At 58.7% G+C, this 14,770-nt stretch carries 17 protein-coding genes and 1 riboswitch; of the genes, 7 read left to right on the top strand and 10 right to left on the bottom strand.

Annotated elements, in window-relative coordinates:
• Window positions 1-5: 5 nt before the first annotated feature.
• Both JQ848_RS03825 and JQ848_RS03820 read left to right on the top strand, forming a co-directional pair.
• Window positions 6-1,004, top strand: a complete 999-nt coding sequence (locus JQ848_RS03825; RefSeq protein ID WP_003443734.1) for a class I SAM-dependent methyltransferase — start codon at window positions 6-8, stop codon at window positions 1,002-1,004.
• A 49-nt stretch (window positions 1,005-1,053) separates the two neighbouring features.
• Window positions 1,054-1,175, top strand: a riboswitch (yybP-ykoY riboswitch).
• A gap of 91 nt (window positions 1,176-1,266) precedes the next feature.
• Complete coding sequence (locus JQ848_RS03820) at window positions 1,267-1,851, top strand: TMEM165/GDT1 family protein (RefSeq protein ID WP_003443736.1); 585 nt, start codon at window positions 1,267-1,269, stop codon at window positions 1,849-1,851.
• Window positions 1,852-1,978: 127 nt separating this feature from the next.
• Here the strand turns inward: JQ848_RS03820 and JQ848_RS03815 are convergent, their stop codons facing one another.
• Genes JQ848_RS03815 through JQ848_RS03800 form a run of 4 tightly spaced genes read right to left on the bottom strand, consistent with a single transcriptional unit; the run spans window position 1,979 to window position 3,955 of the window.
• Complete coding sequence (locus JQ848_RS03815; protein ID WP_127196807.1) at window positions 1,979-2,800, bottom strand: M48 family metallopeptidase; 822 nt, start codon at window positions 2,798-2,800, stop codon at window positions 1,979-1,981.
• Window positions 2,801-2,834: 34 nt separating this feature from the next.
• Window positions 2,835-3,461 carry an SOS response-associated peptidase gene (locus tag JQ848_RS03810; RefSeq protein WP_003443741.1) on the bottom strand — a complete coding sequence of 209 codons (627 nt, stop codon included), beginning with the start codon at window positions 3,459-3,461 and terminating at the stop codon, window positions 2,835-2,837.
• 45 nt (window positions 3,462-3,506) lie between these two features.
• Window positions 3,507-3,767: a putative signal transducing protein gene (locus JQ848_RS03805; protein WP_003443742.1), complete on the bottom strand. Its 261-nt coding sequence runs from the start codon at window positions 3,765-3,767 to the stop codon at window positions 3,507-3,509.
• A gap of 5 nt (window positions 3,768-3,772) precedes the next feature.
• Complete coding sequence (locus tag JQ848_RS03800; protein ID WP_003443745.1) at window positions 3,773-3,955, bottom strand: CPXCG motif-containing cysteine-rich protein; 183 nt, start codon at window positions 3,953-3,955, stop codon at window positions 3,773-3,775.
• A 107-nt stretch (window positions 3,956-4,062) separates the two neighbouring features.
• Between JQ848_RS03800 and JQ848_RS03795 the strand changes: the two genes are divergently transcribed.
• Entirely contained in the window at window positions 4,063-5,226 is a 1,164-nt protein-coding gene (locus tag JQ848_RS03795; RefSeq protein ID WP_029612200.1) for a 1-acyl-sn-glycerol-3-phosphate acyltransferase, read from the top strand.
• 137 nt (window positions 5,227-5,363) lie between these two features.
• Window positions 5,364-5,570: a hypothetical protein gene (locus JQ848_RS03790; protein ID WP_003443751.1), complete on the top strand. Its 207-nt coding sequence runs from the start codon at window positions 5,364-5,366 to the stop codon at window positions 5,568-5,570.
• Window positions 5,571-5,629: 59 nt separating this feature from the next.
• On the opposite strand, the gene JQ848_RS03785 is transcribed toward JQ848_RS03790, so the two are convergent.
• Window positions 5,630-6,214, bottom strand: a complete 585-nt coding sequence (locus tag JQ848_RS03785) for a YajG family lipoprotein (protein ID WP_003443754.1) — start codon at window positions 6,212-6,214, stop codon at window positions 5,630-5,632.
• 159 nt (window positions 6,215-6,373) lie between these two features.
• On the opposite strand from JQ848_RS03785, the gene JQ848_RS03780 reads away from it, so the two are divergent.
• Both JQ848_RS03780 and mqo read left to right on the top strand, forming a co-directional pair.
• Complete coding sequence (locus JQ848_RS03780; RefSeq protein WP_003443757.1) at window positions 6,374-6,607, top strand: hypothetical protein; 234 nt, start codon at window positions 6,374-6,376, stop codon at window positions 6,605-6,607.
• Window positions 6,608-7,343: 736 nt separating this feature from the next.
• Window positions 7,344-8,846 (top strand): malate dehydrogenase (quinone), encoded by a 1,503-nt coding sequence (gene mqo, locus JQ848_RS03775; protein ID WP_003443760.1) that lies wholly within the window; start codon window positions 7,344-7,346, stop codon window positions 8,844-8,846.
• A 110-nt stretch (window positions 8,847-8,956) separates the two neighbouring features.
• Here the strand turns inward: mqo and JQ848_RS03770 are convergent, their stop codons facing one another.
• From JQ848_RS03770 to JQ848_RS03750, 5 genes are all read right to left on the bottom strand, one after another.
• A complete protein-coding gene (locus JQ848_RS03770; RefSeq protein WP_003443763.1) occupies window positions 8,957-9,244 on the bottom strand; it encodes a PA4642 family protein in 288 nt (95 codons plus the stop codon).
• A gap of 51 nt (window positions 9,245-9,295) precedes the next feature.
• Window positions 9,296-9,790 (bottom strand): hypothetical protein, encoded by a 495-nt coding sequence (locus tag JQ848_RS03765; RefSeq protein ID WP_003443766.1) that lies wholly within the window; start codon window positions 9,788-9,790, stop codon window positions 9,296-9,298.
• A gap of 84 nt (window positions 9,791-9,874) precedes the next feature.
• The gene (locus JQ848_RS03760) at window positions 9,875-11,590 is read right to left on the bottom strand and encodes an ABC transporter ATP-binding protein/permease (protein ID WP_003443768.1); all 1,716 of its coding nucleotides are present in this window, start codon (window positions 11,588-11,590) and stop codon (window positions 9,875-9,877) included.
• Between the two features lie 140 nt (window positions 11,591-11,730).
• Entirely contained in the window at window positions 11,731-12,291 is a 561-nt protein-coding gene (locus JQ848_RS03755; protein WP_003443770.1) for a response regulator transcription factor, read from the bottom strand.
• The gene (locus JQ848_RS03750; protein WP_003443771.1) at window positions 12,284-13,546 is read right to left on the bottom strand and encodes an ATP-binding protein; all 1,263 of its coding nucleotides are present in this window, start codon (window positions 13,544-13,546) and stop codon (window positions 12,284-12,286) included. Before JQ848_RS03750 ends, JQ848_RS03755 begins: the two co-directional genes overlap by 8 nt.
• Window positions 13,547-13,858: 312 nt before the next feature.
• Here JQ848_RS03750 and JQ848_RS03745 point away from each other — a divergent pair, with 312 nt between their 5' ends.
• On the top strand, window positions 13,859-14,575 hold the full coding sequence (locus JQ848_RS03745; protein WP_160626768.1) for an SIMPL domain-containing protein: 717 nt from the start codon (window positions 13,859-13,861) through the stop codon (window positions 14,573-14,575).
• The last annotated feature ends 195 nt before the right edge of the window (window positions 14,576-14,770 follow it).

Raw genomic sequence — 14,770 nt, 5'->3', positions numbered from 1 at the left:
AGATTATGGATCCGCGCAGTGAAGTACTGCTTCGTCAGCCTGAATACTTTCAGGGCTCGTTGCTGTTGGTAGGATTACCGGCTGACGAATTGCTCGGCGAACTGCCAAATGCCCACGGCTGGTGCTGGCACGCCGGCGACCAGGCCACCCTGGATGCGCGCTTTGAAGGACGGGTGCATTTCGGCATCGAGCTGCCTGAGCGCAGCTTCGACACCGCCGTGGTGTTTCTGCCCAAGTCCAAGGAACTGGCTGATTATCTGCTCAACGCCGTGGCGGCTCGCCTGCCCGGTGCGGACGTATTTCTGGTGGGCGAAAAGAAGGGCGGAATCGAAGGCGCATCCAAGCAACTGGTTCCGTTTGGCAAGCCGCGCAAGCTCGACAGCGCGCGTCATTGCCAGCTGTGGCAAGTCACTGTGGTCAACGCCCCGGCCGCACCGGTGCTCGCCGACCTCGCCCAGCATTACGAACTGCCGCTGGCCGAAGGCCCGTTGAAAGTCGTCAGCCTGCCGGGTGTGTTCAGCCATGGCCGCCTGGATCGGGGCAGCGCCCTGTTGCTGGAGCACCTGGACAAACTGCCCAGCGGCCACGTGCTGGACTTCGGCTGCGGTGCCGGGGTGCTGGGAGCCGCAGTCAAGCGCCGCTACCCGCATAACAACGTCACCCTGCTCGATGTCGATGCCTTTGCCACCGCCAGCAGTCGTCTGACCCTTGCCGCAAACGGTCTGGAAGCCGAGGTCATTACCGGCGATGGCATTGATGCGGCGCCCATGGGCCTGAACTCGATTTTGAGCAATCCGCCGTTTCACGTCGGGGTTCATACCGATTACCACGCCACAGAAAACTTGCTGCAAAAAGCAGTCAAACATCTGAAAACAGGTGGCGAACTTCGTCTTGTAGCCAATAGCTTCCTGCGCTACCAGCCGCTGATCGAAGAGCAGTTCGGCCACTGCACAGTCAAGGCGCAAGGTCAGGGTTTCCGGATTTACAGCGCCAAACGCCGCTGACAGAAAAGCGCAATAAGGGCTTGCCGGATCGGATTTGCCTAGGCAAAATCCGCTCCGTCCTAGGGGAGTAGTCTCCCACGAGCCTCGCGCTCGTCCGGCATGCGTCAACATACTTGGTCAACAGACCATGGTGCATGCGACCCAGGTGTCCGCACAGACGGACCGGGGTTTGACAAGACCTATGACACGAACACCTTACCCGGGGCGGGAAGGCTGTACGTGTCATAGCCGTGTCGACCCGCCCCTGGAAAACTACCTGATGATGCTCGATTCCTTACTCGTTCCTACAGCAATCGTTGCCTTGGCCGAAATCGGTGACAAGACGCAACTGCTCGCGCTGATTCTCGCCGCACGCTTTCGCAAACCCTGGCCGATCATCGCCGGCATCGTGGTGGCAACCCTCGCCAACCATGCGGCAGCCGGTGCCGTGGGCGCCTGGTTCAGCACCTTCTTCACCGATGTGATGTTGCACTGGGTGCTCGCCGCGAGCTTTGCCGCCACGGCCCTGTGGACTCTGGTCCCGGACAAGATGGACGACGACGAGGCCAGTACAGCCCGCAAATACGGCCCCTTCATCACCACGCTGATTACATTCTTCATCGCTGAAATGGGTGACAAGACCCAGGTTGCGACCGTGATGCTGGCGGCGCAATACCCGGATTTGTGGCTGGTGATTATCGGTACCACCCTGGGCATGCTGATTGCCAACGTGCCGGTGGTGCTGGCGGGTAACTTTGCGGCCGACAAACTGCCATTGACCCTGATTCGCCGACTGGCCGCGACCGCGTTCTTCGTGCTGGCCATAGTGGCGGTGTACAAGGCGATGGTGATCAGCGGCTGGCTGTAACGGCCACTGATCCCAGCAGGCGTTCTGCGATGCAGGCCAATGCAATCGCCGGCAAGCCAGGCTCCCACAAGGCGGTCTGAATTGTGGGAGCTGGCTTGCCGGCTATGGGAACACTGCGGTCTTAACCCTACTGGGTCTTCGGCGCTTGCTCATACAGCGGCATCACCTTGGGGATCGCCGCTTGCAATGCCGCAATCCGGCTGCTGGACGCCGGGTGGGTGCTCATGAATTCCGGCGGCGCATCTTGCGCTTGCGCGGCCATTTTCTGCCACAGGGTAATCGCTGCATTCGGGTTGTAACCCGCCCGGGCAGCCAGCTCAAGGCCGATCAGGTCGGCTTCGTTTTCGTTGCTGCGGCTGTTGGGCAGCGTCAGGCTGTAGTTGACCACGGTATCGGCCAGTTGCAGGCTGTCCTGGCCCAGGCCCAACAACGCCCCCGCGCCCTGTTTGGCGATCTCGATGCCATAGGCTTTGGACATGGATTCACGCCCGTGCTCGCGCAAGGCGTGGGCAATTTCATGGCCCATGATGGCGGCGATTTCGTCGTCGCTGAGCTTGAGCTGATCAATGATCCCGCTATAGAAAATGATCTTGCCGCCCGGGCCGCAGTTGGCGTTGAGCTCGTCGCTCTTGATCAGATTGACCTCCCAGTTCCATTGCGCGGCATCCGGACGAAAAAACGGCGCCCGGGCAACCAGGCGGTTGGCAATGGCTTGCAAACGCTTGGCGTTGGCGCTGGTTTTGTCCAGTGCGCCTTTGCTGCTGGCCTCGGTGACAGTCTGCTGGTACGACTGCGCATACATCTGATCCACTTGCTGACTCGACAGCATGCTGAACATGTACTGCTTGCGCTCAACCCCTACCGCGCCGCCACTGGTGGTGTTCACCGCCTGGCAACCTGCGAGCAATACCCCGGCGCCCACCGCGCACACTACCGCTAACTTACCCATCATGACTCTCCATAAACATGGCGCGCATCGTATCTCAACCCGGTGTCAGACACTCGGGCGCATTAAGTTTTGGATCATTGACCAGATTGGCCAGCGGCCGTTCGCGCAATGGCGTTTGCGGGCTGGCGAGCAATGCCTGAAGGTCCTGCAGCGGGGTTTCAGGGTCGAGCCAGGCCTGCTGCCCGGCCTCATCCAGAATCAGCGGTCGACGCTGACTGGCGGCGGCCTGAGTAATCACCGCAGTACTGAGCCACACATGCCCCTCGACCGGATAGGCCTCCCAGATGCCGGCAAAAAACAGCGAAGCGCCCTCACCCGGCGTCAGCCAGTAGGGTCTTTTACGCGTGGTCCCACGCCATTCGTAAAAACCGTTGGCCGGGATCAGGCAACGGCGCTGGCGCAGGGCATCGCGAAACATCGGTTGCTCGGCCACGGTTTCGGCCCGGGCATGGGCCGGGGTGCGCGACAGGTCAGTCAGCCACGGCGGGGTGAGCCCCCAGCGTGCCCGCGCCAGTTCACGCTGGCCGGGTTCGGCACCGGCACGCAGGATCAATACCGAGTCATTGGGTGAAATGTTCCACTGGGCCTGCTGATCCGCCGGAAAACCGGGCAAGGCTGCAAATGCAGGGTTCCAGCGAAACAGGGCAAAACGTCCACACATGGGGCAGCACAACTCTTCTATATAGATGCAAAAAATATTCACTGATCAGCAGATCAGTACATCCGGGAAGCTTTCAGGCTCATCGCCCGCCACGGGTGACGCCGCATTGTACGCATCGATCAACTGGCGCGCGTATTGCGCCTGATCATCGGCCACCGTCAACCCCAGCAACCCGAGCGCCGGCAACTCGCCGGTCCCCCCGACCAGATCAGCCCCGTCCAGTCGGGCCTCGACCCCTTCACTGGCAAGCATGCCCAGCAATAGCTCGGCTTCCATCAGATTCTGGGGCTCGTAGATGCGGCGCATGGTGATCACTCGTTCTCGCTACGCACATCAAGCATCCACTCCTGACCGTCGGTTTGAAGATGGAACACAATCGGCCGGCAACACACGGGGCAATCTTCAACGTAGGTCTGATCGCCACCCGAGAGGTCGAGCACGGCTTCAGCCACCTCACCGCAATACGGGCAATCGTAGTGTTCAGTCTCAAGCATCGCGGTCTCCAGAGTGACTTGTGCGTATAATCGCCGTCTATTTGCAGGGCTATTATTTTTGTCCTGCCCTGTGTACTAACCCTAGCCGTTTCCAACAAGAGAGCATGATGGGCGAATTCGATACCATCCGACCTTACGACGACGCAGAAGTCCCAGCAGTGCTGGCCCGGCTGCTCGGCGACAAGGCGTTTCTAGATATCCTGACCCACTTTCGCTTTCCGCGCCTGGCCGGCGCTTTCGGCTGGTTGTTAAAACCCCTTATAGCGCATCGTCTGCGTAAAGAGTTCGCCAGCGTTACTTCTGTCGCCACCTTACAGGACAAGGTCGAAGTCTATGTCGACCGCACCATCGAAAACGCAACCGACGGTGTGACCTACACCGGCGTCGAACAGTTGAAGGCCGGCAATGCCTATCTGTTCCTGGCCAACCACCGCGATATCGTGATGGACCCGGCCTTCGTCAACTACGCGGTTTATCACGCTGGCCTGCCAACACCGCGGATCGCCATTGGCGACAACCTGCTGCAAAAACCCTTTGTCAGCGATCTGATGCGCCTCAACAAGAGCTTCATCGTGCATCGCTCGATCACCGGCCGCCGTGAAAAGCTGGCGGCGTATCAGTTGCTGTCGGCCTATATCAACCATTCGATTCGCAACGACTGCCAGTCGATCTGGATTGCACAGGCTGAAGGTCGCGCCAAGGACGGTGATGACCGTACTGATTCGGCGATTCTGAAAATGTTCCATATGAGCCGTAAAAACGAGCCGTTTGCCGAGGTTATTCAGTCACTGAACCTGACTCCGGTGTCCATCAGCTACGAATACGACCCCTGTGACCAGGCCAAGGCTCGCGAGCTGTACATACGCGCCACCACGGGCACTTACAGCAAGGCTGCGGGCGAAGACGACACCAGCATTGCCAACGGCATTACCGGCTACAAGGGCCGTGTGCACGTTAACTTTTCGACACCTGTCAGCGAGCCATTCGAGGACAGCAAATTGCTGGCCAGCGAAATGGACCGGCACATTCTGAGCGGCTATCGCCTGTTCCCGGCGCACTACCTGGCGTACGCACAATGGAGTGATGCCGACCCGCAACTGCAGGTTCCACTGGCTGCGCAAGTGTTCCCTGCCGAAGAACTGGCCAAGGCCCAGGAAGAATGGCAACGCCGCCTGGACGCCTGCCCTGTCGAACACCGGCCGTATCTGGTGTTGCAGTATGCAATGCCGGTGCGTAACCAGTATCGGGTCAAGGCCGGCCTGCCTCTGTAACCCCTTCTCTGCTGCAGGCGCGGTCTCGCGAGATTTCAAGAGCTCGCGCCTGCAGGCACAGGGTAATTTCAGCTGTCACCGTATCGTCATGTAGATAGGTCACTCTATGGCCCCTCGACACCGACACGGAGCTTGTCATGCTGCACGCAGAAAACCAGGACCGCCTCTACCTCATCACTCCCAGCGATGAACAGCAGGCGTTGATCGAAGGTCTGGCATTCAACGTCCAGGATCACCATTGGCTGGTCTATTGCGCACTAAGCGGCCACACCCATGCCGACTTGCCCGAGCTGGACCTGCTGACCGGCGTCAGCCGGCTTGAACTGTATGCCGAAGCCGCCTGAAACCTTTGCCCATAAAAAAGCCCGAACTCACAGAGTCCGGGCTTTTTGTCTTACTGGCATTACTCGCCGAGCAAACGACCAATAGCCGGGTCTTTAAACACTCGGGTCAGGGCATCACTCAGTACGTCACTCACCAGTTTGGTGTTGGTTTCCTGGTTCGGTGCCATGCCAAAGCGCTGGTCCAGCGACGCGCCGTAACGGCCACTATAGGTACGGCCGCCGTTTTTCACATCAGAGCGAAAGGTTGCGCCGATGGTCGCTTCGGTCACGTACATGGTGTCCTTGGGCGACTGATATTTCAGTTCGGCCAGGGTCACGGTCAGGGTTGGCGCATTCATCGCATTGGACGTCGGCGTGTAGCCCAACAGACGCACAGCCGCTTCGGCCTGGGCTTGCAGCTTGGGGATCAGATCTGCGCTGCTGACGCTGATCGCGCTGGTCTCCGGATACATGCCGCCACGGGTGCCCAGAGTCGGCCCCGGACGACCGTCCACCACACGCACCACCACCGGTTGACCACGTCCCACTGGCGCCAGTTGCGCGGTCAGCTTGGGTTGCGGGCTGAGTTGTTGCGGGCTGTGGGCACAGCCGACCAGGGTCAAACTGGTCACAGTAATCAAACCGAACAACAGGCGTTGCAACATGCTCATCTCTCCAGGACTGGGTAAAACAGGCCGCCAGTATAGCGGTGCACTGCACTTGCTAACTAGCCGCTTGCTGTCACCCCCTTGTCATGACCGATACATGGGGCTGTCACCTCATGCCGGTAGTGTTTGCGTTACTGACTCCCGAGGTGCCCGCCCATGAACAGTCTATGGTCGCTGCTCAGCTTTACCCGCCCCCGTCGCTGCTTCGCCCGACTGGACAGCGCAGGCCGCTGCCAGGCATTCAAGCAATGCAAACAACCGCCCGTCGGCGATGCCTGGGTCGAAATCGAAGAAATCCGCCTCAACTGGTTACACCAGGTACTACCCGCCAGCGCCCGTATCCCCTCGCGTGCAACGCGTTCGGCGGTGCTACCGCTGTTAGGTCTTTGACTGGCGAACCAATAAAAGTCATTTAACAGGATCAATTGCCCGCGTTTCTTCGTTACAATCTCCCCCCGATTATAAGGACGTCTCCTGATCGGGCCTCGCAGCACCGCTAATGCGCTTGTATTAGCTCCCCGGCACCGCCCACAGAGAGTCGCCCACACAGATCATGTGAAGCTGGCGAGCTTGCTGTTCACTGCGCAAACCACCGCCTTTACTCGATCTGCCAGAGCTGCCATTGGCCAGGCCACTGCTTTTTTCCCGTTATGCCGTTTGCGGCATGCCATTCACGGGTCAGGTACCAGGCTTGCGGCAGCCCTTTTTTGAGGTTCACGTCTTCAAAAGAGCGTGAAAAAAAAACGGGTTTCACAACTTCACAAGAGTGTGGCGAGCAAATGAAAAGTTTTGCGTCTGAACATGCACCATTAGCGTCTGAAACAGTCTCACCAAGCAGGACAGTCGCGGGCTACTGCGCACACGACTGAAAGCCTGTCCGCTTACGGATTTGGTTGCACAAACGGACGCTCTAGACCTTAAGTCGAATTGCCTCACGGGTACTGAAATGCGTTCATATGAACCCTGAAGGCCCTGGTCTGAGCGTGCGCTGAAGCTGCAAGAAATTGCGAATAATCGGACATGGCGATCCTGGCCATGAGTGACCCGGGGCCCTGACTCAAACATGCCCCGGGTGACCTGGCAGCTATGCCGTCAATTTGGTGCCGTAGATTTTGGAGACGCGTTAATGGCGCATAACGAAGCAGTCGACGTAGTACTGGTTGGAGCGGGCATCATGAGTGCCACCCTCGCCGTACTGCTCAAAGAGCTCGACCCCGGCCTCAAGCTGGAAGTTGTTGAGCAGATGGACTCGGGTGCCGCGGAAAGTTCCAACCCGTGGAACAACGCAGGCACCGGTCACGCTGGCCTTTGTGAATTGAACTACACGCCGCAGGCGGCAGATGGTTCGATCGATATCAAAAAGGCTGTGCATATCAATGCCCAGTTCGAGGTATCGAAGCAGTTTTGGGCCTATCTGGCGCAAAAAGGGACCTTCGGTTCCTGCAAATCCTTTATTAGCCCGGTGCCTCACCTGAGCTATGTCGAAGGCGAAAAAGGCGTGTCCTTCCTGAAAAAACGCTTTGAAGTGCTGAGCCGGCACCACGCGTTTTCAGACATGGAATACACCGAAGACAAAGGCAAAATGGCCGAATGGATGCCGTTGATGATGCAGGGCCGCCCTGCGGACCAGGCCATCTCGGCGACCCGCGTGATGCAGGGTACCGACGTCAACTTCGGGGCCCTGACCCAGCAACTGCTCAAACACCTGGGCAGCGCACCGGACACGCAGATCAAGTACAGCAAAAAGGTCACCGGCCTCAAGCGCAACGGCAGCGGCTGGACGGTGAGCATCAAGGACACCAATAGCGGCACTACCCGGCACATCGATGCCAAGTTCGTATTCCTGGGCGCTGGTGGCGCGGCATTGCCGTTGCTGCAGGCTTCAGGCATCGAAGAGAGCAAAGGCTACGGTGGCTTCCCGGTAAGTGGCCAGTGGTTGCGTTGCGATAACCCTGAAGTGGTCAAACTGCACCAGGCCAAGGTTTACAGCCAGGCGGCAGTGGGCTCGCCACCGATGTCAGTACCGCACCTGGACACCCGGGTGGTGGATGGCAAGAAATCGTTGCTGTTCGGACCCTATGCCGGCTTCACCACCAAGTTCCTCAAACACGGTTCATTCCTTGATCTGCCGATGTCGATTCGCCCGGGCAACATCGGGCCAATGCTCGCTGTGGCACGGGACAACATGGACCTGACCAAATACCTGGTCAGCGAAGTGCGTCAGTCGATGGAACAACGCCTGGACTCCCTGCGTCGCTTCTACCCGCAGGCCAAAGCCGAAGACTGGCGTCTTGAAGTGGCCGGACAACGGGTACAGATCATCAAGAAAGACCCGAAAAAAGGTGGCGTGCTGCAGTTCGGCACTGAACTGGTTGCAGCAAGGGACGGCTCGCTGGCCGCTCTGCTGGGAGCGTCTCCGGGTGCTTCGGTAACTGTCTCGATCATGCTCGACCTGATCGAACGTTGCTTCCCTCAAAAGGCTGCTGGCGAATGGGCGACCAAGCTCAAGGAAATTTTCCCGGCCCGGGAGAAGGTCCTCGAAACCGATGCTCAGCTGTACCGTGAAGTCAGCACCCGCAACTCCGAGTTGCTGGAACTGGTTGAACCGACCACCACCAGCATCGCGTAACCTCTGCGCCTGAAAAAAAGCCCGTCCCCTTTTGGGGGACGGGCTTTTTTGTTGCTTCGACAATGCTGCACCCTGGTCGCCGCCTCGTACCTCGTCAGCGGCGCGTCTGGTTAACCGCGGGCGTTGTCGATGAGCTCGATGTAATCGGCAGCGTGGCGCTGATCCTTGATGATTTCGACGAACGTCTGGCCCTGTTCATCCTTGCCATCCAGGTCATACCCGGCTTCCTTGAAGAAGGTCAGGAAACGCTCGAAATCGTCGATGCGCAGACCACGATAGGCTTTGATCAGTTTGTGCAGCGACGGCGAAGTGGCGTCCACAGGCTCGAAGTCCAGGAACAATTTGATCTGCTCATCGCCGATCTCGTCACCAATCAACTGTTTCTTATCTTTACGCATGTCCGACTCCAGCCTGCTGATACTTCACGGGGCCCGCAGTTTACCCAAGGCTCAACGCGCGCGCACGCTGCCGGTGTGCAAGTCGGCCCAAACATGGCCATTGGCGTAGGTCAAAAACTGACAGTAGACCGTGTCGTTGCGCAGCAGATCCATCACCACCCGGTATTGGGACTGCGGATAGGAAAGGCTCAAGGTCCGGGTTTTGCTGTCAAACACAGGCTTTTTCAGGCTTTTGCTTTCGCCATCGAACGATATCAGCACCTGGCGCACGGTCGCCCCCTGACTCATCGGCTTGCCCTTCAATCGCACCGACAAGGGAGACGTTACGGGAATCGGCTGCTGATTGGACTGGCGCTGACTGCCCAGCACCACGGAATACGAGGTCACCAGCATCAACTGCTGTTGCTCGGGCTGTCCGGCCCGCAGCTGAAGATCATCGGCAGGCAAGAACTGCCCATGCAGGGGCGGTGTAGCGGCGGGTGCCGCCACCAGAGGCAGGCTGGCCAGCATCAGGCTCAGAGCAGCACAGCGAAGTAAAAGACTCATGTCGGGCTCCAGAACGCAGGGAGCCGCACTCTAGCATGCGGGCTGCGGGCATCGGGAGACCCTCGCAGCCTCCCGCCCGCCTCCCTAGCGGGCAATCAACTGCCCGTCCTGAATCCGCACATGCCGTGGATGGAAGCGCGTCAGACTACTGCGATGCCCCACACTGACAATGCTCAGCCCCGGCAACTGATCAATCAGGGCTTGATACAGCATGGCCTCATCTTCCTCATCCATCGCCGAGGTCGACTCGTCCATATACAGCCACTGCGGGCGATACAGCAGCACACGGGCAAAGGCCAGCCGCTGTTGCTCGCCCCCGGAAAGCAGGCGCTGCCAGTGGTTGGGCTCATCCAGCTTGGGAATCAGATGCTCCAGGCGACAGGTACGCAGTACTTGCTCATAACGCTCGGACGGATAGCTGTCGCCGGTCTGTGGATAACTCAATGCGTCACGCAAAGTGCCTATGGGCAAATAAGGTTTCTGCGGCAAAAACAGCCCGCGTTCCTCTGGCAGGCGAATCGCCCCGCCGCCTTGCGGCCAGAGGCCTCCCATTGCCCGCAGCAAGGTACTTTTACCGCTGCCGGAACGACCACTGAGCATCAATCGTTCCCCCGGCGCCACTTGCAGGCTGGCCTCATGCAGCAAATGCCGGCCATCGGCTAGGTCCAGACTCAGATCATCAATCTTCAAGGCATGGCCCCGGGTCTCGAGGTCAATCGCCGGCGGACGCTGTTCGTTGTCGGTCATGGCCTGCCGGAAACTCAGCAGACGGTCGCAGGTGGCGCGCCATGCGGCCAGGGTGACGTAGGCATCGATAAACCAGCTGAAATTCTCTTGTACGTTGCCAAAGGCCGAGTTGATTTGCATCAGCTCGCCCAGCTCGATCTTGCCGGCGAAGTAGCGCGGTGCCGCAACGATAAACGGAAAGATAATGGCGATTTGCGAGTAGCCCGCGGTGAAGAACGTCAGGCGTTTTTGCACCTTCATCTGGGTCCAGAAGTTTTTCCAGACCTTGTCGAAGCGGGTGCTGAGGCGCTCATGTTCATTGGGTTCGCCGTTGTACAGGGCAATACTTTCGGCGTTTTCACGTACCCGGACCATCGAAAAACGCAGGTCAGCTTCAAAGCGTTGTTGTTGGTTGTTCAGACCGATCAGACGTCGACCGATCAAGTGCGCCAGCCAACTGCCGACAGCGGCATACAGCAACGCACACCAGAACATGTAACCGGGAATAGTGATGCCGAAGACTTCGATGCTGCCGGAAACGCCCCACAAAATAATCGAGAACGAAACCAGACTGACCACGGTGCGGATCAAGCCCAGTCCCAGGGTCAGGGTGCTGTCGGTGAACGAGTTGAGGTCTTCACTGATACGTTGGTCAGGGTTGTCGGTATAACCGCCCTGCTCCAGCTGGTAATAATTTTTGTGGGCGAGCCAGCGTGAAAAATGCTGCTCGGTCAGCCAGCGTCGCCAGCGGATAGTCAGCATCTGGGTCAGATACAGCCGGTACACCGCACCGACAATCCCCACCGCAGCGATGATCCCGAAGTAACCGATCAGGCTCCAGAACGCCTCGCCGTCCTTTTTCTCCAGCGCGTTATAGAAGTCCTTGTACCAGTGGTTGATCCACACCGAGATGCCCACGCTGACCAACGACAGGGCAATCACCGCGATCAACAACAGCCAGGCCTTGGCCCGCTCTTCACTGCGCCAGTAGGGTGTTATGAGGCCCCAGACCCGAGGTATGAAATCTCCACGCACAGCATCATTCACCACAGAAGCCTCAGCGTTCTGATTCATCGTTCAGCCTCGGTTGGAGTAAAGAGCACTCTGCAGGCCGGTCAGGACAACCGGCCTGTAACGCCATGACACGTTTCGATACAGATTAGGGGCTGCAGCCATTTGGTTGCAAGCCGCAACACCATGGCTACAGCTGCGGTTCAGCGTCGAACCGGACGCTTCTGCAATTTGCGCTGCAAAGTGCGGCGGTGCATGCCCAGGGCGCGGGCCGTAGCGGAGATATTGCCTTCATGCTCACCCAGAACGCGCTGGATGTGTTCCCACTGCAAGCGGTCAACCGACATCGGATTGTCCGGCACCAGGGTTTCAAGGTCGGCATGCTGGGAGAGCAAGGCTGCCAGCACATCGTCAGCATCGGCCGGCTTGCACAGATAATTGCAGGCGCCGCGCTTGATCGCCTCGACAGCAGTGGCGATGCTCGAATAACCGGTGAGGATCACCACCCGCATTTCCGGGTCAAGTTCGAGCAGCTTGGGCAGCAATACCAACCCCGAGTCACCCTCCATTTTCAGATCCAGCGCAGCATAATCAGGCAGGTCCTGCTGTGCCAGGATCAGGCCTTCTTCAGCCGACCCTGCGGTGCTGACGCGAAATCCGCGGCGGCCCATGGCCCGTGCCATGACGCGGGTAAATGTGGCGTCGTCATCCACCAGCAGCAAATGTGGCAGCTCTTCGCCTTCGACCTGGATTTCTTCACTCATTTTCGTTTCCTCGGGCGACACGTGGCAGGCGCAGCTCGGTGAGCGTGCCGCCATCCTCGTGACTGTAGAGTTTTACCGAGCCGCCGGCGCGTGTCACGCTGGCTTTGCTCAAGAATAGGCCCAGGCCGAAACCTTTGCCCTTGGTGGTAAAAAAAGGTTTGCCGATTTGCTCGGCGATGGCCAACGGTACACCCGGACCGTGGTCGCGAATACTGATCGTCAAATCCACGGCATCCCAGTCCAGGCAAACCTCCAGCCCTTCAGGGCAGGCATCCGCTGCATTGTTCAACAAGTTGAGCAATGCCTGGGTCAGATCGGGGGGCGGTGCCATACGCGGAACCGGCGCGTGTCCCAGGCATTGAAAACGATAGGTCGCTTCCGGGCGCATCAAGTGCCAGCGATTCAAGGCTTCGTTCAGCCAGTCGGTAACATCCTGCTCTTCAATGGCCAGGCGGCGATTGGCTTCGGCGGCACGTACCAACTGCTGCAACGTCTCTTTGCATAATTTGACCTGGTCCTGCAGCACGCTCAGATCATCCTGCAGCTCCGGATCGAGGTGATCGCGGCGCATCTCTTTGATCAGCACGCTCATGGTCGACAAGGGCGTCCCCAACTCATGGGCCGCACCTGCCGCCTGGGTGGCGACCGCAAGCAATTGCTGGTCGCGCAAACCTTCTTCACGGCGCAGGGCGCGCAGTTCTTCCTGACGGCGCAGCTCATGGGCCATTTTCGTGGCAAAAAAAGTGATCACTGCCGCTGATAACGCAAAGCTCAGCCACATGCCGTAAATCTGCAGCTTTTCGCGGAAGAAGGCGCCCGCATCCAGCGGGTAGGACTGCATCATCAATAGGGTGTACAGCGCCAGGGCGATGCCGGAAAGCACCACGGAAAAACGCCAGGGCAGCGTCACTGCGGCAATGGTCAGGGGCACCAGATAGTACGAGACAAACGGATTGGTCGAGCCGCCCGAGAAATACAGCAATGCACTGTGGATAAACAGGTCGCACGCCAGTTGCAACGCGTACTCCAGCTCAGTCACCGGCCATGTGGTACGCAGCCGGATAGCGGTAAACGCACACAACAGCATGGAAAACCCGAGGGTCACACTCAGCTGGAACCAGGGCAGCGGCAGCAGATCGAATGCGTAGGCAATACCGACGGAACCTGCCTGCGCGGCCAGCACCAGAGTGCGGATAAGGGTAAGACGCCAGAGGTTTTGGCGTGTTTCTGACAATAACTGTACGGGGGCGAGCATGAGCTCTCCTGATGAGCGCTGCAGGCGAATCGCCGGGAGTATAACCAAGCAGGCGACCTGACAGACAGAAGTGCGGCAAACGGCCACAGTGTATTTGTCAGAAAACAGGCTAACAGCCCCTCAAGCCGCAGGAGCGAGCTTGCTCGCGAGCCTGGATCCAGCAGCGAAGAACTCGCGAACAAGCTCGCTCCTGCATACGGCTGGAAGATGTATTGAAAATGTAACTGGGCGAACTGATGGCCACTCTCTACAGTCTTAAGGATCTGACGCAGCTGGCACGACTGGACTGCGTTCCCCATCCCAGGAGCCTTTATGTCTACTTTCCAGCCCACCGCTGCCCTTTTGACCCTGAGCCTCGGCGCACTTGCCAGCTTGCCAGCCCTGGCTGAAGAGGTTCATTACAATCAGGTTTCCTTGCGTGCCGAAGCCAGTCAGGAAGTGCCGCGCGACTTGATGATCGTGACCCTGTACACCGAAGCCCAGAACACCGACTCGGCCAAGCTGGCCGCAGAAATCACCACCGCGATGAACAAGGCCATTGGCGAGGCCAAGCAAGTCAAGGCCGTGACCCTGCGCCAGGGCAATCGCAGCAGCTACCCCATCTATGACAACAAGACCCAGAAGATCACCGGCTGGCGCGAGCGCGCCGAGCTACGCCTGGAGAGTACAGATTTTGCCGTACTGTCCAAGCTCACCGGCGATCTGATGCAAACCCTGAAAATGGGCAACATGCAGTTCACCGTCGCCAACGCCACCCGCAAAACCAGTGAAGACGCATTGCTCAAGGATGCCGTCAACGCATTCAAGGCCCGTGCTCAACTGGCCACCGACGCACTGGGCGGCAAGGGTTACAAGATCGTCAACCTAAACCTCAACACCAACGGTTATCCGCAACCCTACATGCGCAGCGCGATGATGATGAAAGCCGCCGCACCGGCGATGGACGCCGCACCGACTCCCGATGTCGAAGCCGGCACCAGCGAAGTCAGCATGAGCGCCGATGGCGTGATTGAAGTCCAGATGCAATAAGTCCCCGACGCGACACCAAAAGCCCTTGCCGTGCTCACGCCGCAAGGGCTTTTGCGTTTTCAGAAGCCGCACCCGGAACATTCGGATTAACAATCGGATAAATCCTACATCCCCAATCAGCACTGACTGACATCTTTTCCCGACTGAAATCCAGATAAGTAACAGCCCGCTCCATACCAGTGCAGAGCAGCACCC

Source organism: Pseudomonas paraversuta (assembly GCF_904067025.1).
GTDB classification, from domain to species: domain Bacteria; phylum Pseudomonadota; class Gammaproteobacteria; order Pseudomonadales; family Pseudomonadaceae; genus Aquipseudomonas; species Aquipseudomonas paraversuta.
This window is presented reverse-complemented; position numbering and strand designations above follow the sequence as displayed.